This is a genomic window from Microbacterium cucumeris, assembly GCF_058349845.2.
In genome coordinates, this window is the sequence record NZ_JBYRIZ020000001.1 from 777,962 (window position 1) to 798,710 (window position 20,749).

The following is a 20,749-nucleotide window of genomic DNA, read 5'->3' on the forward strand; positions in this document are numbered from 1 at the left end:
CCGCGTGAACGGTCGCTGAATGCCGCGTTTCCTCAGTCCGCGGACGGCAGCGCGTTGAGCGCGTCGATCAGGCGGTAGAGGCCGCCCACCTCCCGCTGCCGCAGGCGCAGGGCGATGCGCGGCAGATGCACGCGGTCGCGATCCGAGACCTCGGCGGGAAGGGCATCGCTCCGCTCGATCCGGCCCGAGGCCACGAACGGCGCGAATTCGACGTTCAGCGCCTCGATCTCGGCATCCGTCGGGGTGTTCTTCAGCCGAAGGACGAGGACGTCGTCCACCCACCGCAGGGAATCGTAGTTGCGCCAGAAGCCGGTGATCCTCGTCACCGCCTGCTCGGGAGAATCCGTGACGAGGACGCGATCGAAGTCGTCCGGGGAGATCACGCCGGCCGGGATCAGCTGCTCGACGACGAACCGCTCGAGCCCCTGCCAGAACGTGCCGCCCGGAGCATCCAGCAGGACGATCGGGGTCGGCTCGGCCTTGCCGGTCTGCTGAAGAGTGAGCAGCTCGAACATCTCGTCCATGGTTCCGAAGCCGCCGGGCAGGCAGATGAATCCGCTCGACTCCTTCACGAGCATGAGCTTGCGGGTGAAGAAGTACTTCATCTCGACGGAGTGGGCGTCCTTCGCGACGACCGCGTTCGGCTTCTCCTCGAAGGGCAGGCGGATGGACACGCCGAGAGCCATCTTCTCCCCCGCCCCCTCGGCCGCGGCCTGCATGATGCCGGGGCCGGCACCGGTCACGACCATCCATCCGCGTTCGGCGAGCTCCGTCGCGACTCCGCGGGCCGACCGGTACAGCGGATCCTCCGAACGCGTGCGGGCCGAACCGAACACGGTCACTTTCGGCACGTCCGAGTACGGCTGGAACAGGCGGAACGCGTCGCGCATCTCGCTCAGCGCCGACGAGGCGATCTTGAGGTCGAGCCGATCGGTGCGATCCTGCCCCAGCTGGATGCCGGAGAGCAGGATGCGGGTGATCAGTGCGCGGCTCGACGTGATGCCCGCCTCGTCCAGCAGTTCATCGATCCGGGTCGTCAGCTCGTCCATGGTTCTACTCTGACATGCAGGCTCACCCGTCCGGGTGAGAGCACGCGCGCCGAGCGGGGTGGTGCTCCAGAATGGTTCCGCTCGCGGCACAGCGGGACATCGGCGGAGGGAGCGGCCTCATGGGCGGGATCAGGGACCGGATCGCGGCCAGGCGCCGGGCGCGCACCGAGCTGAAGAATCCGGCGTACGAGATCTTCATCGGCATCCTGTCCCTGCTGTCGATCATGAACCTGGTGTTCGTCTACGCCCTGCACGGCGACACCGCCATGCAGGTCGTGCTGGCGGTGATGAACGGCGTCTTCAGCGTCATCTTCCTGATCGACTTCGTGTATCGCATGGCGACCTCGACAGCGCCCTGGCGCTACTTCTTCCGCGGGTTCGGATGGGCGGATCTGCTGGCGAGCCTCCCGTTCCCTCAGCTGAAGGTGCTGCGGGTGTTCCGGCTGCTGCGGGTGCTCCGGCTGATGCGCGACCTCGGCCCGAAGCGCATCGCGACGACGCTAGTGCAGGATCGCGCCAACAGCACCCTGATGACCCTGCTCCTGCTCGGCATCCTCGTGCTGCAGTTCGGCAGCCTGTCGGTGCTGGCGGTCGAGGAGGATGCCGACGGCGCCAACATCACCACCGCGTCCGATGCGCTGTGGTACACGATCGTCACGATCGCGACGGTCGGGTACGGCGATCAGTATCCGGTGACGCAGGCCGGACGCCTGCTCGGAGTGCTGATCATCGTTGTGGGAGTCGGCATCTTCGGAACTTTCACCGGCTACCTCGCGAATCTGTTCCTCGGGCCGTCCGGGAAGACAGAGGCCGGACCGGACCGGACCGAGAAGACGTCCGACCCCGCCGACGGTGCGAATGAAGATGAAGCTGCCGGACATGCGGCGGCCGCCGGGGTCGCGGCGGGAGCCGCGTCCGGTGCCGTCGCCGTCGGGGTCTCCGCGGGGCGGCGAGCGGACGCGGCGGACGCGGACGACCGGCTGCGTGAGCTGCTGGAGCGCGCCGAGCAGCTCACGGCCGAGCTCCGGCGGATGGTAGCTGAACGCCGCGGAGGGCCTGCGGAGGAGAACCCCTCAGCCGGGGAGCACTGACCCGATCAGGCAGTCAGGCGCGCGATCGCGTCGTCGAGCGCGAGTGCTTCGCGCTCGCCCGTACGGCGATCCCACAGCTCGACCTGGCCTTCGGCCGCCCCGCGTCCGACCACGAGGACGCGCGGAACGCCGACCAGTTCGGCATCGCCGAACTTGACACCGGGCGACACCTTGGGACGGTCGTCGTAGAGCACCTCGAGTCCGGTCTCCTCCAGACGTGCGGCGGCCTGCTCCGCGACGTCGAACGCGGCCTGGTCGCGCCCGGCAGCGACGACGTGCACGTCGAACGGCGCGACGGACGCCGGCCAGATCAGTCCCTTGTCGTCGTTGTTGAGCTCGGCGATGATCGCCAGGATGCGCGTCACACCGATTCCGTAGGAGCCCATCGTCACAGTGACGAGCTTGCCGTTCTCGTCGAGGACCTTCAGGCCGAGGGCCTCGGCGTACTTGCGTCCCAGCTGGAACACGTGGCCGATCTCCATGCCGCGTGCGAGCTCCACCGGTCCGGAGCCGTCCGGGGCCGGGTCGCCGTCTCGCACGTTCGCGATCTCGACGACGCCGTCGGCGAAGAAGTCGCGCCCGGCGACGACCGAGTGCGCGTGCTTCTGATCGATGTTCGCGCCCGTGACCCAGCGCGTGCCCTCCGACACCCGGGGATCGACGAGATAGCGGATGCCGGTCGCGGACTCCTCACCCAGGACGGCGCCCGCGGGCGACCACGGGCCGATGTACCCGCGTACGAGCAGGGGGTTGTTCTCGAAGTCCTCGGCGGTCGCGGTCTCGACCTCGGCCGGAGCGAACGCGACTTCGGCGCGCTTCTCGTCGACCTCGCGATCGCCGGGGATCCCGACGACGACGAGCTCCCGGGTGCCGTCGAGGTGCGTCAGGGCGAGCACGACGTTCTTCAGCGTGTCCGCGGCCGTGTACTCGCCGTCCAGCACGGCGTTCGCGTGCGCCACGAGCGTCTCGATGGTCGGGGTGTCGGGAGAATCGAAGATCGTCGCCGCCGGCGCATCCGAGAAATCGACGGGGTCGGGCACCGCAGTCGTGAACGCCTCGACGTTCGCCGCGTATCCGCCCGCGGAACGGACGAACGTGTCCTCGCCGACAGGGGTCGGGTGGAGGAACTCCTCGCTGCGGGATCCGCCCATCGCACCGGCATCCGCCTGGACGATCACGTACTCCAGGCCGAGGCGCTGGAAGATGCGCTCGTAGGCGTCGCGCTGGGCCATGTAGGACGCGTCCAGCCCGGCATCCGAGGAATCGAAGGAGTAGGCGTCCTTCATGGTGAACTCACGGCCGCGCAGGAGGCCGGCACGAGGACGCGCCTCGTCACGGTACTTGTCCTGGATCTGGAAGATCGTGAGGGGCAGGTCCTTGTAGGAGGAGTAGAGGTCCTTCACCAGAAGCGTGAAGGCCTCCTCGTGCGTCGGCGCCAGGAGATAGTCGCCACCCTTGCGGTCCTGCAGACGGAACAGCAGATCGCCGTACTCCTCCCAGCGACCGGTCGCCTCGTACGCCTCGCGCGGCATGAGCGCGGGGAAATGCACCTCTTGCGCACCGGCCGCGGTCATCTCCTCGCGGATGACGGTCTCGATCCGCGCCTTCACGCGCAGGCCCAGCGGCAGCCAGGCGAAGATGCCGGCCGCCTGCGGTCGGATGTACCCGGCGCGGATCAGCAGCTTGTGGCTGGTGACCTCGGCGCCGGCGGGGTCTTCACGGAGCGTGCGGAGGAAGAAGCGGGAGAGACGAGTGACCACGGCCCAAGTCTAGTGACCTGCGGTCACCCGTCCGTCCGGCTCAGTTCAGGGCGCGGGTCCCCTCGGGAATGGCTCCGTCCGCGTACAGGCTGGAGGCGAGGTCCTGCAGCGCCGTGAGCGCGACCCGCTGCGTCATCGGACCGTACGAGATCCGGGCGACACCGAGCGCCTCGTACTCCGCCGCGGTCAGTGCGCCGGGCAGTCCGATCACGCTGATGCGGTTCTCTCCGATGCCCGCGACCAACTGGCCCGTCACCTCGGCGTCCAGGACGCCCGGCACGAACACGGTCGTCGCACCGGCGTCGAGGTAAGCACGACCGCGTTCGATCGCGTCGGCGATGCTCTGCGCGACCGGACGGTCGCCGGCGCGCACGAACGCGTCGGTGCGCGCGTTGAGGGCGAACGGAATTCCCTCGGCCTCCCCCGCGGCGACGATCGCGGCGACATCCGCCACCGACTCGGCGAGGGGCTTCAGCCGGTCTTCGATGTTCGCGCCGACGACTCCCGCCGCGATCGCGAGACGGGTGGTCTCGCCGGCGTCCCCGTAGCCGTCGTCGAGGTCAGCCGACACCGGCACCTCGACGGCCGCGGCAATACGCGACACCATGTCGAGCATGAGCTCGCGCGGGATGCTTCCGTCGGCATAGCCGAACGTGGCGGCGATGGAATGGCCGGCGGTGGCGATGGCGGCGGTCTCGGGGAGCGCGGCGACAGCCTGGGCGGACACGACGTCCCAGACGTTCACGACGCGCAGGATACCGGGGGCGCGGTGGAGATCGACAAGGGTCTGGGCCTTCTCAGCAACGGTCATGCGTCCACGCTAATGCCCATCGATGCGAGTGGGCCTGACTAGTCTCGAAGCATGCCTCAGCGTCGCGCACATGTCGCCCCTTCCGTCGCGCAGAGCGAGCTCGCCGAAGCGCTCGCCGCACTTCGCGCGTCTCTGGACGCCCCGGTCGAGTTCTCGCCGGAGGCGCTGGCCGAGGCATCCGCGTCCGCGGCTCCGGAACCGGAGGTCGACCTGCGAGACGTGCCGTTCGCGACGCTGGATCCCGCGGGTTCGAGGGATCTCGATCAGGCGTTCCATCTGGCGCGACGCGGGAACGGATTCGAGGTGCGATACGCGATCGCCGACGTCCCGGCGTTCGTCCGCCCCGGTGGAGCGCTGGATGCCGCGGCGCGCGAGCGCGGTCAGACCCTCTACGCGGCAGACGGGTCGATCCCGCTGCACCCGCGTCCGCTGAGCGAGGACCGCGCCTCGTTGCTGCCGGACGTCGAGCGCCCCGCGCTGGTGTGGACTTTCAGGCTGGACGAGGCGGGAGCCGTCGACGGCTTCCGCCTGGAACGCGCACTGATCCGATCCCGCGCGCAGCTGGAGTACACGAGCGTCCAGAAGGCGCTCGCCGCCGGAGAGGACTCACCCGCGGCACTGCTGCCGGTGATCGGCGGGCTGCGGCAGGACCTCGAGCGCGAGCGCGGTGGCGCGAGCCTGAACGTCCCGGACGAGGAGGTGCTGCGCGCTGCGGACGGAACGTATTCGATCGTCCGGCGTCACCCGCTGCCCGTGGAGGACTGGAACGCGCAGCTGTCGCTGATGACGGGCATGGCGGCCGCGACACTCATGATCGACGCCGGCGTGGGCGTGCTGCGCACCATGCCGGAGCCGGACGCCGCGGCCTTCGACGCGTTCCGGCACCAGACCGAGGCGCTGGGGAGGCCGTGGACCTCCGGCGGCTACGGCGAGTACCTGCGGAGCCTGGACCGCTCGGATCCGCTGACCCTTCCCGTGCTGGAGGCGGCATCGACGCTGTTCCGCGGAGCCGGGTACGAGGTGTTCGACGGGAGCGTCCCCGACGGGATCGAGCAGGCCGCCATCGCGGCGCCGTACGCGCACGCGACGGCGCCCCTGAGGCGGCTCGTGGATCGCTGGTCGCTGGCGATCTGCCTCGCCGTCTCGAACGGGCAGGATGCCCCGGCCTGGGCCCGGGATTCGCTGGCCGAGCTGCCCGAGCTGATGCGCGCCTCCTCTCAGCGCGCATCGCGCCTGAACGCCGACACGATCAACTGCGTCGAGGCGGCGCTGCTCTCGCCGCGCGTCGGCGAGCGCCTCGACGCGACGGTGATCGCGGTCAGGGAGGATCGGGCCACCGTCCAGATCGCCGAGCCGGCGGTCACGGCATCCGCTCCCCTGCCCGCCGGAGCCGTGCCGGGCGACGCGGTCTCGCTGCGGCTCGTGCGCGCCGACATCGCGAAGGGCGAGGTGGAGTTCGCGCTGTGAAGGGCGTGGGTCGAGAACGGTCCTCCTGATTCGTCACCCGCTGAGCTCGTGGGGCAGCCGCAGAATGTCTCGCAATGTCTGCGCGAACGGTTCGCGATCTCGGCTCGGCACCCACATCGCCTCGTCGTGACGCTGATACAGCCGGTCTCCCTCGTGCCGGGGGAAGACGTGGACGTGCAGGTGCCAGACGTCCTGGCCCCCGGCCGGCTCGTTGTGCTGCCGGATCGAGACGCCCGCGCAGTCGTAAGACGCACGGATGCCGCGGGCGACGAGCTGCGTCAGCGACCACACCGCGGCCGCATCCTCGGGCGCGAGGTCGTACAGGTTCTCGACGTGCACTCGTGGAATGACGAGCACCGCACCGGGATTGCCCGGCCACCACTTCGGCGCGATCCGGGCGTAGGCGCGCTCAGTGACGGCCACGACGTCGGTCGGCTGGTTCCGCTCGTCGAATCCTCCCTGCTGCAGACGGCAGAACGGACAGTCGTAGTCGGCGGGTTGGTGTGAGATCGCTGCCATCGTCACCGCTCCGTCGCTCCGTAGCAGGCATCGGGACGGCTGAGCCAGACGGTCTGCATGGGTACAGTCAATCAGCCGCCACTCGTTATCCATCCGTTATCGGATCACGTCGGATTCGAATCGAATCCACGTTCGAATGTCGGAGGCCCGCAGCATCATGAGGGTATGAACTTCTTCACCGAGATCGACCAGCAGATCACCGCTCTGCGGTGTCTGCTCGGTGAAGATGCAGCGGTAGAGGAGCTGGCCGGATCACTGCGGGCGTTGAGCGACGACGATCTCGTCGAGGTGATGCGCGCCGCGGCAGCCCTGTCGAGGTGCGTCGAGAGGGTGGCCACGCTGGGCGCCGGCATCATCGCGGCACGCTCGGATCGATCTGCCGGACACGGCGGTCTCGCACAGTCACGCGGGCACCGCGAACCCGCGGACCTGCTGCAGGAGCTCACCGGCGGCTCCCGGGCCGATGCGACGCAGCGCATCCGGGTCGGCTCGACGCTCCTCGAGACCGTCGATCATCCGGCACAGGACGGCGCAGCCGTCCCTCCTGCTGTCGACGGTTCGGGGGATCAGGAGCCGTCTTCGGCGGGGCATGCACCGACTCGCCCCTGGCACGCTCCGGCTGACGATGCCCTGCTCGCCGGGCGGATCTCCACGGCGCAGCATGACGCGATCGTCCGCGGACTGGACGCGCCGCCGCGCGGCGCGCCGGACGGTGCGGAACTCATGACCGACACGGCAGCGGTCCACGAGGCATGGCTCGTCGCCACCGAGGACCTCGTCACCGAATCAGCCCATCGCACGCTGGAGGAGCTCCGATCAGCCGCGCGTTCACTGCGCGACATGCTCGATCCCGATGGCGCCGAACGTCGGTACCAGGAACGTCACAACGCCCGGTCCTTCCGGATGTGGACCGACCGAGACGGCGTGCATCATTCATCGACCGTCTACGACGAACACGGCTACGCGCTCATTCGGAGTATCCACGACGCAGCGCTGAGACCTCGGCGAGGCGGCCCCCGCTTCGTCGACGAAGCCGACAGACAGGCAGCACAGGAACTCATCGAGGATCCGCGCACCAACGAGCAACTCGCGTACGACCTGATGATCGACCTGATCCATGCCGGCGCGACTGCCGAATCCGCCACCGTGTTCGGCGTCAAGCAGGCCGGCGTCCGCATCGTGCAGACCGTCGGCGCCGAAGGCGTTCACCGGTCCGCGCACACCGAGGACGGTCTCGTCTCCCTTCCCCGGTCGGCTGTCGAGCAGCAGGTCTGCGACACCGGGGCGCTGCCGATCATCGCGGATGCGCTCGGCAATCCTCTTCAGGTCGGACGCGAGCACCGGTTGTTCACGCCGAGGCAGCGCATCGCTCTCGCCATTCGCGACGGCGGCTGCCGATGGAAGAACTGCGACCGCCCCGCCTCCTACGGCGAAGCGCATCACATCGACGAATGGTCCCGAGGCGGACGCACCGACATCGATCGCGGGATTCTGCTCTGCCGTTTCCACCACATGCAGCTCCACAACGGAGGATGGCGGATCACCCGGGACGGCACCGACGACTTCGTACTCCATCATCCGAGCGGCAAGACGTACGATCTGCCGCCACGCCTCCATCTGCGGTACGCCTTCGCAGACCTCGCCCCGCCGCCGAAACGGTTCCGCCCCGCCGCGTGAAGACGGTCGGTTCAGCCACCGGTGGTGGAGGAAGCGGGTCAGGTCCCGGCGCCTCCCGGGCACGACACGCCTGTCGGCGCCACCGGGCGAGTCCACGGCAGCACGAGAAGGTTCTGCCGCCTCTGGGCACGACCCGGCTGTCAACGGCGCCGACAGATTCGGCGCGCGCTGAGATCCAGCGTCCGCGGAACCGACTCGACTACGACGACGGCACGACGGTCGTCGTCATCACCAGCAGCTGCGGGTCGGACAGATCAAGAGACACCGAGATCGCGGTGAACTCGGACAACGAACGCACATGCGTTCCACCGCACGGAATCGACGCCACGCCCTCGGGAAGCTCGCACTCCCACCGCCGCCGGTCCACGATCGTTGGCCCCTCCGCCACCACGCGGCTCGACGCCCCCGCAGCGACCCACGCGGACAGCTGCGCGTTGATCCGATCCTCGCGCTCGGCGAGCGTCGCCCCGAACGACTCGGTGTCGAACCCGGCACGGCGAAGACTCTTCCCGAGTCGATACTCGTCGACCGCGCCGTCCTCACGGATGCGGCTGGACTGGTTGGAGCGCCCCTCGAAGTCCGGCGTCCCCAGAGCATCCGCCCCCGGGTCCTTGCGCCACAGATCGGCTACCGCCAGATCCAGCGCCAGCGACGCCAGGTGGCACGCCGTGTGTCCACGACTCAGACCCGCGCGCCGACCGGCATCCACCGACAGCGTGACCGCAACGCCCTCGACGAGCCCGACCGGCACCTCGCCCGCCAGCACGTGCCCGACGAGCCACGTCCATCCGTCCGCACCGCGCTTCACGGGAATCTCCTCCCCGACCGCGAACACGCCCTCGTCCGAGACCGCTGCCATCACGGCCTCCGTGACGACGGCCGAGCCCCAGGCTCCGGTGATCGTCCCGCTGTCGCCCGGCTGATCGGGCCACGTGTGGTCGACAGGATGGAACGGCGTCTCCTCGACGACCACCAGAGGCCGCGGCATCCGCTCCACGCGGAGCACCGTGGAAGACGACTCCACCGCTCCGAAGTCCACCTGCGTCGCGTCCATCAGTGCCCCGGCGGGATGGTGAAGCTCGCGACCAGGCCGCCGTCCACGACGAAGACTCCATCCGACTCCCCGGTGAAGACCCGGCTCGCCCATGCGAAGCGGATCCGCGTGGTGTCGCCCTCGGTCTCGGCGGACAGCACCGTCATCCTGGCTCCGGCCCCGATGGCATCCGAATCGGCCCAGCTGCGCACACCGCTCGGCCCCGCCTTGACCGTTCCCCAATCGCTCACGAACCCCTCGGGGGTGAAGGCGGCGACGAACGCATCCGTGTCCGCATCGTTGATCGCGTCGACCAGCGCCTGCACCGGCGCGGGAAGTGCTGCTTCGGACATCAGGCCTCCTGATTCAGTCGGTCTCGTACTCGCCGGTCACCGCGACGCGCACGGTGATCTCGGGGATCGTCAGATCATCCGGCGCCCCGCCACCGGCCCCGCGCACACCCACGGGAGCCGCCTGCTGAGCCTCTCGGATCGCCGTCACACGACCGACCGCCGCGCCCAGCGCGGCCGCGAAGTCGTCGGCCTTCGTCCGCGCATCGCGCACCGCGACGCCCCGTAGATCCCGCGTGACCCGGAGCTTCGTCGCCTCCGTCAGAGCCCAGGACGGCGACACGGTCGCCCCCAGGGCGCTCAACGTTGCCACGACGTCGGACACGACCTCGAGCCGGCCGAGCTTGATCCGCACCGCACCGGCGGTGACGTGATCCTGGTGCTTCCGGCCGTCCTTGTCTGTCCAGGTCCGCACGTTCGTGCTGAGCGGATCGACCGAGTGCCACGTGGCCGCTCCCGTCTCGCGCAGGCTCGCCGCCTCGCGAGCGAGCCTGGCGTGCACCGCTGTCCCCTGCGCGATCGACTCGGGTCGGTCACGATGCGCGATCGCCACCCGCGCGGTCAGCGTCACCCTCTCGGCCGCGAGGTGCCGTTCGCCGAGCCCGTCGACCGTGATCGTCGTCATGCCGGTCTCACGCCGTGATGACCTGGGCGGTGCCGAGCGGAGCATCCGGACCCATCTCGGCGGCGATGCGATTCGCCTCCTCGATCAGGGTGGCCACGATGTCGTCTTCCGGAACCGTCTTGATGACCTCGCCCTTGACGAAGATCTGCCCCTTGCCGTTCCCTGATGCGACGCCGAGGTCCGCTTCGCGCGCCTCACCGGGCCCGTTCACGACGCAGCCCATGACAGCCACGCGCAGCGGCACAGTCATGTCCTTGAGCCCTTCCGTCACGTTCTCGGCGAGCGTGTACACGTCCACCTGGGCCCGACCGCACGACGGGCAGGACACGATCTCGAGCTTGCGCTCCCGCAGGTTCAGCGACTGCAGGATCTGATGACCGACCTTGACCTCCTCCGCCGGCGGAGCCGACAGCGAGACGCGGATCGTGTCGCCGATCCCCTCGCCCAGCAGGATGCCGAAGGCCGTCGCCGACTTGATCGTGCCCTGGAAGGCGGGCCCCGCCTCCGTGACGCCGAGATGCAGCGGCCAGTCGCCGCGCTCGGCCAGCTGCCGGTACGCCTTCACCATCACGATCGGGTCGTTGTGCTTGACGGAGATCTTGAAGTCGTGGAAATCGTGCTCCTCGAACAGCGACGCCTCCCAGACGGCGCTCTCCACGAGCGCCTCCGGCGTGGCCTTGCCGTACTTCTCGAGGAGGCGCCGGTCGAGGGAGCCCGCGTTCACGCCGATGCGCAGCGACACTCCTGCATCCTGCGCGGCCTTGGCGATCGCGCCGACCTGGTCGTCGAACTTGCGGATGTTGCCGGGGTTGACTCGCACCGCCGCGCATCCGGCGTCGATCGCCTGGAACACGTACTTCGGCTGGAAGTGGATGTCCGCGATCACCGGGATCTGGCTCTTCTTGGCGATGATGTGCAGCACATCGGCGTCATCCTGGGACGGCACCGCCACGCGCACGATCTCGCAGCCGGACGCCGTCAGCTCGGCGATCTGCTGGAGCGTGCCGTTGATGTCGGTGGTCTTCGTGGTCGTCATCGACTGGACGCTGACGGGGGCGTCGCCGCCGACCAGCACCTTGCCCACCTTGATCTGGCGGGACTTGCGGCGCGGGCTCAGGACTTCGGGGACGCGAGGCATCCCAAGATTGACTGCTGGCACCCCTCCAGGTTACGCGGCCGAAACGTGGCGAGGCTGGATACACGCAGTGTGATAGTTTCAGCGCATGCTCGCGAACCGCACGTGGTGGCCCGCCTCCTAGGCGGTGTGTTCGCGTTCCCACGACCCAGACCGCCGTCGCCGGCGGTCTTTTCGTTGAGTCGCGCCGGATGCCCGATCCTCAGGAGACACCGATGATCACCCCGCTCGCCTCCGACCCGAGCGCGTCCTTCGTCCTCATCGCCCGCGACGGCGCCGACACCGTCGAGCTGCTGACCGGCGAGGTCGTCGACGTGGACCTGCTCGCCGACATCCCGCTCACCTCAGACGGCACCGCGGGCGGGGCACCGCAGGAGGTCTTCGCGCTCGTCCCGTACCGCCAGGTGCGCGAACGCGGATTCGAGGCACGGGAGGACGAGACGCCGCTGCGGTGCATCATCGTCGACCGCCACGAGCACCTCCCCGCGGAAGAGCTCATCGCGTCGCTGCCGCACGATCCGATCACCCTGCACGGCGCCGGCTTCGACATCTCGGACGACGACTACGCCGCCGTGGTCGAGCGCGTGATCGCCGAGGAGATCGGGCGAGGCGAGGGCGCGAACTTCGTCATCCGACGCGACTACATCGCCCGCTTCGAAGGCGACGACCGCACCGCGGCGTTGACCTGGTTCCGCGCGCTTCTCGAACACGAGCGCGGGGCCTACTGGACCTTCGCCGTCATCACCCCCGGACAGATCCTCGTCGGCGCGAGCCCCGAGGCGCACGTCGTGGCGCAGGACGGCATCGTCACGATGAATCCGATCTCCGGCACGTTCCGGCATCCGGCAGGCGGCGCGACCAAGGAGTCCCTGGTCGAGTTCCTCTCCTCCACGAAGGAGACGGAGGAGCTGTTCATGGTCGTCGACGAGGAGCTCAAGATGATGAGCGCCGTCTGCTCCGACGGCGGGCGCATCACCGGCCCCCACCTCAAGCAGATGTCTCGCCTGACGCACACCGAGTACATGCTCCGCGGTTCCAGCCGGCTCGACCCGCGCGACATCCTGCGCGAGACGATGTTCGCGCCGACCGTGACCGGCTCTCCCATGCAGAACGCCTGCACGGTCATCCGCCGCCACGAGCAGAAGCCCCGCGGCTACTACTCGGGAGTCGCGGCGCTGTTCACCCCGAACGCGCACGGCGGTCACGACCTCGACGCACCGATCCTCATCCGCACGGTGTACGCGAACGACGGCGCGCTGCGCGTTCCCGTCGGAGCGACCCTCGTGCGCCACTCCGACCCGCACGGCGAGGTCAGCGAGACGCACGGCAAGGCGGCGGGCGTCCTCGGGGCGATCGGCGCGATCGACCGCGACGAGGCAGCGGATGCCGATGCGCCGGCTGCGCCGGTCGACCTCGCCGCCGATCCCGAAGTCGCCTCGCTGCTCGCCTCGCGCAACGCGCGACTGGCGGAGTTCTGGCTGAATCCCCAGTCGGACGGCTCCTCCGGCCCGTTCGCGGGGCGGACAGCGCTCGTCGTGGATGCCGAGGACCGCTTCACCACCATGCTCGCCCACCAGTTGCGCCACCTCGGACTCGACGTCCGCATCCTGGCTTGGCACGAGACGACGGAGTCGGATGCCGATGCCGCCGACCTCGTCGTGGCCGGACCCGGGCCTGGTGACCCGCGCGACGAGTCCAGCCCGCGCGTCGCTCGGATGCGAGAGCTGGTCTCGCGCCGCCGCGCGCAACGGCGACCGCTTCTGGCTGTCTGCCTGAGCCACCAGATCCTGGCGGACGGCTTCGGGATCGACCTCGTCCCGCTGGACAGCCCCCACCAGGGCCTGCAGAAGGTCGTGCGGGTGTTCGGCGAAGACGCGTCGATCGGGTTCTACAACACGTTCACGGCCCGTGTGACGCCGGGGACGACGCGCGTCGGCGACGTCGAGGTATCGGCGGATGCCGTGACGGGCGATGTGTTCGCGTTGCGCGGGCTGCGTCTGGCCAGCATCCAGGGACACCTGGAATCGATCCTGTCCCGCGACGGCATCCGCACACTGGAGCGCCTTGTCGCGCACGCGCTGAGCTGACCGGTGGCGCGGGCACGGGTCGGCCGGACCGTGCACCAGCCGCTCCGACTATCTCTGCTGCGTCTGCTGTATTACCGGAGCGCGCTGACCGACATCACCTGACTGGCACACCGACCAGCCGCACAGGCCGAGCAACTCCGCCGACACGCTGACGACGCCAGCTGACCGACGTGTACGGGATCGGGCCTCACTCGGACGAGCCGTGCCGAGCCGACGGTGCTCCGCCCGGGGAGGCGCCCACCGACGACCGTGCGTCATGAGCGGACGCGGACGCGTCGCCCTGCGTTCGGTCCAGCCGTGCAGACCTTGGCTGCGGCACCCGCTCGGGAGCTGGCCCGGCCGCTCAGGTCGCCAGGCGGCGTGCGAGCAGCCGACGCTCGGCCTCGTTCGCTGTGTGCGCCAGCGCCTCACGGTCGGCATCAGTCGTCTCCGTCACGCGACCGGCGCGCCGCAGCAGCTCCGCGCGGACGGCGTGCCACAGGTGGTACTCCCCGAGCCGTGAGCGCAGACCGTCCAGCTCTGCCAGCGCGACCTCGGGACCGGCGACCTCGCCGAGGGCGACAGCGCGGTTCAGACGCACCAGCGGCGACCGGTCGAGCGCGAGCAGCAGGTCGTACAGCACCAGGATCTGCGGCCAGTCGGTGTCGGCGGACGCGGGCGCATCAGCATGGCAGGCCGCGATCGCCGCCTGCAGCTGCCAGCGGCCCGGTCGGTGAAGCGCGGCGGCCCGTTCCAGCTCCGCGCGCGCCTGCGCGAGCAGTTCGGCATCCCACCGGGAGCGATCCTGCCGCGGCAGCGGGACCAGGTCTCCGTCGACGGCCCTGGCGCCCTCGCGGGCGCGGTGGAACAGCAGCAGCGACCGCAGTCCCGCTGCCTCGGCATGCGCGGGCAGCGCCTCGGCGATCACGCGCGCGAGCCAGAGCGCGTCGTCGGCCACGTCGCGATCGGCGCCGGCATCCTCTCCCGGGCGCAGATGAGCCGTGTCGTACATCACGCTCACCATCGTCAGCACCACATCGAGCCGCTCAGCGAGATCGGCACCCTCCGGGATCCTCAGCGGGATACCTGACGTCGTGATCTTGCGCTTGGCACGAGAGATGCGCTGGGCCACCGTGGCCTCCGGCTCGAGCGTCGCCCGCGCGATCTGCCGGGTGGTCAGGCCGACGACCGCACGCAGAGACAGCGCGAGCTGCGCCTCTGCGGCGAGCGCCGGATGGCAGCAGCCGAACAGCAGCGGGATCCGCTCATCCGGACCCGTGTCAGCGGGTGCGGGATCCGCGGCGGCGACGAGCGCGAGCTTGTCGCGATAGCGCCGCTCGCGCCGCACACGATCCAGCGCGTCGTGGCGTGCCGCCGCGGCGAGCCAGGCGCCCGGCCGCGGCGGCACCCCCTTCGCCCGCCAGGTGCGCAGCGCCTCCTCGACGGCGGCGGAGACGGCTTCCTCGGCGATGTCGAAGCTCCCGAAGGATCGGGCGAGCGCCGCGACGATGCGTCCGGCTTCGTCACGGACGGCCGCGGCGAGCGCCTGGTCGCTCATCCGGCGAGCCCCGCCCGTCCTTGGCCGCTTTCCGATCCGCTGACGGGCGCGGAACCGCCGTCGTCCTCGAACCGGCTGTAATCCTCGACAGCGGGCCGGATCTCCAGCGACGTCCCCGGCAGATCAAGCACCGGCCACGTCTTCGCGAGGGCGATCGCGGCATCCAGATCGGGGACGTCGATGATCGAGAAGCCCCCGATCACCTCCTTCGCCTCCGAGAACGGCCCGTCCACGACCAGCGGGCGGCCCTCCGCCGCACGGATGGTGGTCGCCGTGACGACGGGTTGCAGCTCGGCTCCGCCCGACACGATGACGGCGGAGTTCGCGGCGAACCAGTCGTAGATCCGCTGGTAGACCGCATCCGCGACCCCGACGTCCGCCTCCGCATCCAGCGCCGGAGTCGACGCGAACATCAGGACGTACTTCATGGCGCCGGCTGTTCTCCGGCGACGTCGGCGAACAGCTCCTCGTCCTCGAACATCGGACGGATCTCCACCGCCTTGCCGGGAAGGGTCAGTTCCGGCCAGGTGCGCGCCAGCGCGACGGCGGCGTCCATGTCGGGGACGTCGATGATCGAGAAGCCCCCGATCACCTCCTTCGCCTCCGAGAACGGCCCGTCCACGACCACCGGCGACGGGTCCCCGGCACGGACGGTCTTGGCCGTGGGCGGGTCCTGCAGCGCGGCCCCGCCGTCCGCGATGACGGCGGCGTTGGTCTCGAACCAGCGGTAGATCTCGGTCAGGAGCTCCTCGTTGCGCTCCGGGGAGACAGTGCGGTCCAGCTCGGGCTGGGACGTGAACATCAGGACGTACTTCATGGTGATCCTCTCTGTCGCGGCAGACGGTCACTCGACCGTCCCATGCAATCAGCGAACGGACAACCGGATTCTCGACACCGCCGGGAGATTCACCCGCCCAGCAGGTCGACGGGGTTGAACAGGTCCGCGATGAGCAGCAGAGCCCCCATGGCGATCAGCAGCGTGGCGACGACGACCGTCAGCGGCACCAGCCGGGTCGCGTCGATCGGCGCGGGAGGCGGACGACGGAACAGCTTCGCCCAACCACGGCGGATCCCATCCCAGATCGCGACGGCGATGTGTCCGCCGTCCAGCGGCAGCAGCGGGATGAGGTTGAACACGAACAGCGCGACGTTGAGCGAGCCGAGCAGGTTCAGCAGCACGGCGAAGCGGTTGAGCACCGGCGCGTCCGTGGCCGCGACTTCTCCGGCCAGCCGACCGACGCCCACCACGCTCAGCGGTCCCTCCGGGTCGCGCTCCCCGCCGGTGAAGGTCGAGACGGCGACATCCCACAGTCGCACGGGGAGGGTGGCGATCATGCTCGTGACCCGTCCGGCCGTCTCCATCGTCATCTCGAAGCCGGTGCTCAGCGGCTGCGGCACGAACCCCATCTGCGATCCCATGCCGACGTAGCCGACCTCGGCCACGAGCTCTTCGCCGTTCTCGTCGACAAGGGGCTGCCCGGAGGCATCCGTCAGCGTGCGCTCGGCCGCGATCGGCGTGACCGCCAGCGTGACCTGCTCGCCGTCCCGGTCGACGACGACGTCGAGCGTCTCGCCGGCGGAGGCCTGCACGATCTCCGTCGCCTCCTCGAACGTCGAAACCGGGGTGCCGTCGATCGACACGAGCACGTCACCGGGCTCGATGCCGGCCTCCGCTGCGGGCGCGATCGGATCGCCGGGCGCGCATTCGGTCTGGGAGGTGCCGGCGGGCAGCACGCACTCCGAGACGGAGGCGATCGTGGTCGTCCCCTGCTGCAGGCCGATCCCGGAGGCAAGGACCGTGAAGATCACGATCGCGAGGACGAGATTCATGACCGGGCCGCCGAGCATCACGATGATGCGCTTGACGACCGGCAGCCGGTAGAAGACCCGATCCTCCTCCCCTGCCGCGATGGTCTCGTCGTTCGCCGTGCGGGCGTCCTGGATCAGCGTGCGGAAGACGCCTCCAGCGGGCCGGTCGTCCGTGGATGCCGGATACATGCCGGACATCGAGATGAACCCGCCCAGCGGCAGCGCCTTGAATCCGTATTCGGTCTCGCCGATCCGCCGGGACCACAGTCGAGGCCCGAACCCGATCATGTACTGCCCCACGCGCACGCCGAACAGCTTCGCCGGGACGAGGTGGCCGACCTCATGCAGCCCGATCGATACACCGAGGCCGACGAGCATGAAGAGGATGCCGACCACGTAGAGCAGGATTTCCACCAGATCACCGTACTGGCCTGCGGCGAGGAATCCGCTGAGTCCGCCGCATAGACTCGTGGGGTGACCTCCCGGCAGCTGCGACTGAAGCGCGCGGCCGCGGCGTCCTCCGCCGCGACCGTCCTCGCCGCCGTCTCGCACACGATCGGCGGCGGGATGCCGCCGCATCCACTGCTGGTCGCGGCCGTCTCGGTGCTGCTGATCCCGCTCGCCGCCGCGTTGATCGGTCGCGGTCCGTCCGCTGTGCGCACCGTGCTCACCGTTCTCGTGTCGCAGGTGGTCTTCCACGTCCTGTTCCAGGTGCTGGGCGGCACGCTGACCGACCGCGCCGCACCGTCCGTCGGGCACGAACATCACCTCGTCGTCCTCGGACCGGTCGTGGCCGCGGCCGCTCCGGATGCGCCCATGCTCGTGTCGCACCTGCTCGCGGCGATCGGGACGGCGCTGCTGATCTGGCACGGGGAGCGGATCCTGCGCGGCATCGCCCGCTGGGCGCGTGCACGGCTGCTGCGCACCCTGCCGACGCCGCCGGTGCTCGCGCGGGTCCGTCCCGCCCCGATCGCTCCCGTCCTCGCGAGCACGCTGACGCCTCTGTCCGAGACCGTCAGCCGACGCGGCCCTCCCCGATTCTGATCCGCGCCTCCCGCACGTCCCCTCACGGAGAAGTGCCCGATGTGCGTGCCCGCCGGAAGCCGGCAGACGACGTCACCGCGCCCGCGGTGACGCAGATCAGACTCAGGAGAAACACTCATGTCCTTCAGCCGTCGCGGCGTCCTCGCCGTCATCCTCGGCACCGGCCTCGCCGTCGCCGCCCCGTCCCTCGCGTCAGCGCACGTCGGCGTGACACCCGACTCCCTCGCCGCCGACGAGGCGACGGTCCTCACCTTCTCGTTCACCCACGGCTGCGAGAACTCCCCCACGACCGCCCTGCGGATCACGATGCCGGACGGCCTCGCCTCCGTCTCCCCGAGCGTCGACTCCGGCTGGGGCATCGCCGTGGAACGCGGCGACGACGGACTCGTCGACACCGTGACGTACACCGCGGTGACGCCCGTGCCCAGCGATCTGCGCGGTGCCGTGAGCATGCAGGTCCGCCCTGGAGAGGATGCGGCGGAAACGCTGGCCTTCCCCGTGGAGCAGATCTGCGAGACCGGTGCCAACGAATGGGTCGAGCTCGCCGAGGACGGCGAGGATCCGCATGATCTGGACGCTCCGGCCCCGGTGGTGGCGCTCGTCGCCGGCGAGTCGGACGGCGAGGACGGACACGGCGAGCATGCGGCATCCGGATCCGCGACGGATGCGGAGGCGGCGACCGGCGATCCCCTCGCCGTCGCGCTCGGCGCCGGCGGTCTCGTCGCCGGGGTCGCCGGCCTGATCGTCGCCATCCTGGCCTACCGGCGCCGCAGCTCCTGATGCGCGTGCGGGCCGGTCCTCCGATGACCGGCCCGCACCGCAGCCCGAACCTTGGCGCGCCGCGCGCCGCGAACCGTCGTCCCCGCCGCCTTCGGCACCGGGCGGACGAACCGGGGTATCCGCACGATCCGTTGCCCGACCGGACGCGGCCCTGCTGTCGCCCCCTGCAACGACGTGAGCTCACCGGACGATCCGCCGTCACGGCGCTCGGCAGGCAGGAGTACCGGGCCATGTCCGTCCGCCGGAACGCCGACTTCGATATCCGGATCGGAAGGCACCGGCGCCCGCGTGAGAAACTGGTCTCGTCATGGCCACAGAACCCGAGTCCGCTCCGCTGCCACCCGTCCTGCGTCCGGAGAATCCTCCCCGGCATCCGCTGAGCGAGCTCGCCGCCCGCTTCGATCTCGCCGTGCGAGGCCATGTCGACGACGTCGTGGTGCGCGGGATCTCCCTCGCGACCGCGGATCTGCGCTCCGGTGAGGTGTTCGTCGGAATCCGCGGAGCCCGCCGGCACGGAGCGGAATTCGCCACGCAGGCCGCTCAGCAGGGCGCCGTCGCCGTCCTCACCGACCGCGACGGCGCGGAGATCGCAGCATCCAGCGGCCTGCCGGTCCTCATCGCCGACGATCCGCGCGCCGCACTCGGCGACATCAGCGCATGGCTGTACGGCACGGACCGCGACATGCCCGAGCTCTTCGCCGTGACGGGGACGAACGGCAAGACGAGCACGTCCCATGTTCTCGAGGGGATCCTGGGCCAGCTCGGCGTGGTCACGGGACTGAGCTCCACGGCCGAACGCCACATCGCCGGTCGGAGCATCGTCTCGCGCCTGACGACCCCCGAGTCGTCCGAGATGCACGCTCTGCTCGCCCTCATGCGCGAACGCGGCGTACAGGCCGTCGCGGTCGAGGTGAGCGCCCAGGCACTGTCCCGGCATCGTGTCGACGGCATCGTGTTCGATGTCGCGGGCTTCACCAACCTCACGCACGACCATCTCGACGACTACGGCGACATGGAGACCTATCTCGAGGCGAAGCTCGCGCTGTTCCGCCCGGATCGCGCGCGTCGCGGCGTCGTGTGCGTCGACACGGCGTCCGGATGGGAGGTCGTGCGCCGATCGGAGATCCCGGTGGTCACGGTCAGCGCCCCGCAGCTGGCGAAGGACCCGGATGCCGCGGCCACCGCGGACTGGACCGTGCACCTCGACGAGGAGAACCAGCGCGGATCGACCTTCACCGTCCGCGCCCCCGACGGCGCCTCGCTGACGACGTCGATCCCCGTGATCGGCGCCCACATGGCCGCCAACGCGGCCCTCGCGATCGCGATGCTCGTGGAGGGCGGATACCCGTTCGCCCGGATCGCGGAGGCGCTGAACCGGGACGGCCGCATCGACGCCGCACTCCCCGGGCGCACAGAGCTCGTCTCGGGCTCCGCGGGCCCGGCGGTGTACGTCGACTTCTCGCACACACCCGATGCGTTCGAGAAGACGCTCGCCGCCGTGCGGAAGGTGACGCCGGGGCGCGTGCTGATGATGTTCGGCGCCTCGGGCAACCGCGACACGCTGAAGCGTCCCGTCATGGGACGGGTCGCCGCCGAAGGGGCGGACATCGTGGTCGTCACCGACCACCACCCGCGCTACGAAGCGCCTGCTCCGATCCGCGCCGCTCTCCTCGAGGGCGCACGAGGGGCGGGGACCGCGGCCCGGATCCTCGAGGTGGCGGCTCCCGAAGAGGCGATCCGCACGGCAGTCTCACTGGTCGGCGAGGGCGATGCCATCCTCTGGGCGGGCCCCGGACACCAGGACTATCGCGAGATCGACGGCGTGCGCACCCCGTTCTCCGCCCGCACCCTGGCGCGACAGGCGCTGCAGGACGCCGGCTGGCCCGTCGCCTGAAGCGGGATCGCCCGCCGCAGCGCCGCGCGCGATCCCGCAGGTCGACACGTAAGCCGTCGCGCGCCGCCGTTCGGCGAGGCG

The 20,749-nt window shown here is 70.1% G+C and carries 19 protein-coding genes; 7 read left to right on the forward strand and 12 right to left on the reverse strand.

Translation table 11 applies throughout. The features are described from left to right. Nucleotides 1–32: 32 nt before the first annotated feature. Nucleotides 33–1,049, reverse strand: coding sequence for an LOG family protein (locus AC3RXZ_RS03885; protein WP_243225001.1), 1,017 nt, complete (start codon nt 1,047–1,049; stop codon nt 33–35). A gap of 119 nt (nt 1,050–1,168) precedes the next feature. Between AC3RXZ_RS03885 and AC3RXZ_RS03890 the strand changes: the two genes are divergently transcribed. Next, nucleotides 1,169–2,140 carry a potassium channel family protein gene (locus tag AC3RXZ_RS03890; protein ID WP_491493219.1) on the forward strand — a complete coding sequence of 324 codons (972 nt, stop codon included), beginning with the start codon at nt 1,169–1,171 and terminating at the stop codon, nt 2,138–2,140. Between the two features lie 5 nt (nt 2,141–2,145). Here AC3RXZ_RS03890 and AC3RXZ_RS03895 read toward each other — a convergent pair whose 3' ends face one another. Together AC3RXZ_RS03895 and AC3RXZ_RS03900 are read right to left on the reverse strand one after the other, a co-directional pair. Then, nucleotides 2,146–3,900: a proline--tRNA ligase gene (locus AC3RXZ_RS03895; protein WP_491493220.1), complete on the reverse strand. Its 1,755-nt coding sequence runs from the start codon at nt 3,898–3,900 to the stop codon at nt 2,146–2,148. Between the two features lie 40 nt (nt 3,901–3,940). Continuing rightward, a complete protein-coding gene (locus tag AC3RXZ_RS03900) occupies nt 3,941–4,711 on the reverse strand; it encodes an isocitrate lyase/PEP mutase family protein (RefSeq protein WP_491493221.1) in 771 nt (256 codons plus the stop codon). Nucleotides 4,712–4,762: 51 nt separating this feature from the next. Here AC3RXZ_RS03900 and AC3RXZ_RS03905 point away from each other — a divergent pair, with 51 nt between their 5' ends. Beyond that, nucleotides 4,763–6,178 carry an RNB domain-containing ribonuclease gene (locus AC3RXZ_RS03905; protein ID WP_491493222.1) on the forward strand — a complete coding sequence of 472 codons (1,416 nt, stop codon included), beginning with the start codon at nt 4,763–4,765 and terminating at the stop codon, nt 6,176–6,178. A 33-nt stretch (nt 6,179–6,211) separates the two neighbouring features. Here the strand turns inward: AC3RXZ_RS03905 and AC3RXZ_RS03910 are convergent, their stop codons facing one another. Then, on the reverse strand, nt 6,212–6,697 hold the full coding sequence (locus tag AC3RXZ_RS03910) for an HIT family protein (RefSeq protein WP_243224996.1): 486 nt from the start codon (nt 6,695–6,697) through the stop codon (nt 6,212–6,214). A gap of 165 nt (nt 6,698–6,862) precedes the next feature. Between AC3RXZ_RS03910 and AC3RXZ_RS03915 the strand changes: the two genes are divergently transcribed. Beyond that, nucleotides 6,863–8,374: an HNH endonuclease signature motif containing protein gene (locus tag AC3RXZ_RS03915; protein ID WP_491493223.1), complete on the forward strand. Its 1,512-nt coding sequence runs from the start codon at nt 6,863–6,865 to the stop codon at nt 8,372–8,374. Between the two features lie 199 nt (nt 8,375–8,573). Here AC3RXZ_RS03915 and AC3RXZ_RS03920 read toward each other — a convergent pair whose 3' ends face one another. Genes AC3RXZ_RS03920 through ispG form a run of 4 tightly spaced genes read right to left on the reverse strand, consistent with a single transcriptional unit; the run spans nt 8,574 to nt 11,520 of the window. Next, nucleotides 8,574–9,428, reverse strand: coding sequence for an alanyl-tRNA editing protein (locus tag AC3RXZ_RS03920; RefSeq protein ID WP_491493224.1), 855 nt, complete (start codon nt 9,426–9,428; stop codon nt 8,574–8,576). Further along, complete coding sequence (locus AC3RXZ_RS03925) at nt 9,428–9,760, reverse strand: nuclear transport factor 2 family protein (protein WP_491493225.1); 333 nt, start codon at nt 9,758–9,760, stop codon at nt 9,428–9,430. Before AC3RXZ_RS03925 ends, AC3RXZ_RS03920 begins: the two co-directional genes overlap by 1 nt. A 13-nt stretch (nt 9,761–9,773) precedes the next feature. Beyond that, the gene (locus AC3RXZ_RS03930) at nt 9,774–10,382 is read right to left on the reverse strand and encodes an SIMPL domain-containing protein (protein ID WP_243224992.1); all 609 of its coding nucleotides are present in this window, start codon (nt 10,380–10,382) and stop codon (nt 9,774–9,776) included. Nucleotides 10,383–10,389: 7 nt separating this feature from the next. Next, nucleotides 10,390–11,520, reverse strand: coding sequence for a flavodoxin-dependent (E)-4-hydroxy-3-methylbut-2-enyl-diphosphate synthase (gene ispG, locus AC3RXZ_RS03935; protein WP_491493226.1), 1,131 nt, complete (start codon nt 11,518–11,520; stop codon nt 10,390–10,392). Between the two features lie 212 nt (nt 11,521–11,732). Here ispG and AC3RXZ_RS03940 point away from each other — a divergent pair, with 212 nt between their 5' ends. Next, nucleotides 11,733–13,604: an anthranilate synthase family protein gene (locus AC3RXZ_RS03940; RefSeq protein ID WP_491493227.1), complete on the forward strand. Its 1,872-nt coding sequence runs from the start codon at nt 11,733–11,735 to the stop codon at nt 13,602–13,604. 343 nt (nt 13,605–13,947) lie between these two features. Here the strand turns inward: AC3RXZ_RS03940 and AC3RXZ_RS03945 are convergent, their stop codons facing one another. The 4 genes from AC3RXZ_RS03945 to AC3RXZ_RS03960 all read right to left on the reverse strand — a co-directional run bounded on the left by AC3RXZ_RS03945 (nt 13,948) and on the right by AC3RXZ_RS03960 (nt 17,364). Continuing rightward, nucleotides 13,948–15,141, reverse strand: a complete 1,194-nt coding sequence (locus tag AC3RXZ_RS03945; RefSeq protein ID WP_491493228.1) for an RNA polymerase sigma factor — start codon at nt 15,139–15,141, stop codon at nt 13,948–13,950. Then, a complete protein-coding gene (locus AC3RXZ_RS03950; protein WP_491493229.1) occupies nt 15,138–15,569 on the reverse strand; it encodes a YciI family protein in 432 nt (143 codons plus the stop codon). Before AC3RXZ_RS03950 ends, AC3RXZ_RS03945 begins: the two co-directional genes overlap by 4 nt. Then, nucleotides 15,566–15,958: a YciI family protein gene (locus AC3RXZ_RS03955; protein ID WP_243224987.1), complete on the reverse strand. Its 393-nt coding sequence runs from the start codon at nt 15,956–15,958 to the stop codon at nt 15,566–15,568. The genes AC3RXZ_RS03950 and AC3RXZ_RS03955 overlap by 4 nt, the downstream gene beginning before the upstream one ends. 89 nt (nt 15,959–16,047) lie before the next feature. Beyond that, complete coding sequence (locus AC3RXZ_RS03960) at nt 16,048–17,364, reverse strand: M50 family metallopeptidase (RefSeq protein ID WP_491493230.1); 1,317 nt, start codon at nt 17,362–17,364, stop codon at nt 16,048–16,050. A 60-nt stretch (nt 17,365–17,424) separates the two neighbouring features. On the opposite strand from AC3RXZ_RS03960, the gene AC3RXZ_RS03965 reads away from it, so the two are divergent. From AC3RXZ_RS03965 to AC3RXZ_RS03975, 3 genes are all read left to right on the forward strand, one after another. Beyond that, nucleotides 17,425–17,994, forward strand: coding sequence for a hypothetical protein (locus AC3RXZ_RS03965; protein WP_491493231.1), 570 nt, complete (start codon nt 17,425–17,427; stop codon nt 17,992–17,994). A gap of 117 nt (nt 17,995–18,111) precedes the next feature. Next, nucleotides 18,112–18,774 (forward strand): YcnI family copper-binding membrane protein, encoded by a 663-nt coding sequence (locus tag AC3RXZ_RS03970; protein WP_491493232.1) that lies wholly within the window; start codon nt 18,112–18,114, stop codon nt 18,772–18,774. A gap of 307 nt (nt 18,775–19,081) precedes the next feature. Continuing rightward, nucleotides 19,082–20,668 carry a Mur ligase family protein gene (locus tag AC3RXZ_RS03975; RefSeq protein ID WP_491493233.1) on the forward strand — a complete coding sequence of 529 codons (1,587 nt, stop codon included), beginning with the start codon at nt 19,082–19,084 and terminating at the stop codon, nt 20,666–20,668. Nucleotides 20,669–20,749: the final 81 nt, after the last annotated feature.

What these genes read in the sequence shown, in the direction of transcription:
- AC3RXZ_RS03885 (WP_243225001.1), bottom strand. Translation starts at nt 1,049, where the DNA reads ATGGACGAGCTGACGACCCGGATCGATGAACTGCTGGACGAGGCGGGC.
- AC3RXZ_RS03890 (WP_491493219.1), top strand. Translation starts at nt 1,169, where the DNA reads ATGGGCGGGATCAGGGACCGGATCGCGGCCAGGCGCCGGGCGCGCACC.
- AC3RXZ_RS03900 (WP_491493221.1), bottom strand. Translation starts at nt 4,711, where the DNA reads ATGACCGTTGCTGAGAAGGCCCAGACCCTTGTCGATCTCCACCGCGCC.
- AC3RXZ_RS03905 (WP_491493222.1), top strand. Translation starts at nt 4,763, where the DNA reads ATGCCTCAGCGTCGCGCACATGTCGCCCCTTCCGTCGCGCAGAGCGAG.
- AC3RXZ_RS03910 (WP_243224996.1), bottom strand. Translation starts at nt 6,697, where the DNA reads ATGGCAGCGATCTCACACCAACCCGCCGACTACGACTGTCCGTTCTGC.
- AC3RXZ_RS03915 (WP_491493223.1), top strand. Translation starts at nt 6,863, where the DNA reads ATGAACTTCTTCACCGAGATCGACCAGCAGATCACCGCTCTGCGGTGT.
- AC3RXZ_RS03920 (WP_491493224.1), bottom strand. Translation starts at nt 9,428, where the DNA reads ATGGACGCGACGCAGGTGGACTTCGGAGCGGTGGAGTCGTCTTCCACG.
- AC3RXZ_RS03925 (WP_491493225.1), bottom strand. Translation starts at nt 9,760, where the DNA reads ATGTCCGAAGCAGCACTTCCCGCGCCGGTGCAGGCGCTGGTCGACGCG.
- AC3RXZ_RS03930 (WP_243224992.1), bottom strand. Translation starts at nt 10,382, where the DNA reads ATGACGACGATCACGGTCGACGGGCTCGGCGAACGGCACCTCGCGGCC.
- ispG (WP_491493226.1), bottom strand. Translation starts at nt 11,520, where the DNA reads ATGCCTCGCGTCCCCGAAGTCCTGAGCCCGCGCCGCAAGTCCCGCCAG.
- AC3RXZ_RS03940 (WP_491493227.1), top strand. Translation starts at nt 11,733, where the DNA reads ATGATCACCCCGCTCGCCTCCGACCCGAGCGCGTCCTTCGTCCTCATC.
- AC3RXZ_RS03945 (WP_491493228.1), bottom strand. Translation starts at nt 15,141, where the DNA reads ATGAGCGACCAGGCGCTCGCCGCGGCCGTCCGTGACGAAGCCGGACGC.
- AC3RXZ_RS03950 (WP_491493229.1), bottom strand. Translation starts at nt 15,569, where the DNA reads ATGAAGTACGTCCTGATGTTCGCGTCGACTCCGGCGCTGGATGCGGAG.
- AC3RXZ_RS03955 (WP_243224987.1), bottom strand. Translation starts at nt 15,958, where the DNA reads ATGAAGTACGTCCTGATGTTCACGTCCCAGCCCGAGCTGGACCGCACT.
- AC3RXZ_RS03970 (WP_491493232.1), top strand. Translation starts at nt 18,112, where the DNA reads ATGTCCTTCAGCCGTCGCGGCGTCCTCGCCGTCATCCTCGGCACCGGC.
- AC3RXZ_RS03975 (WP_491493233.1), top strand. Translation starts at nt 19,082, where the DNA reads ATGGCCACAGAACCCGAGTCCGCTCCGCTGCCACCCGTCCTGCGTCCG.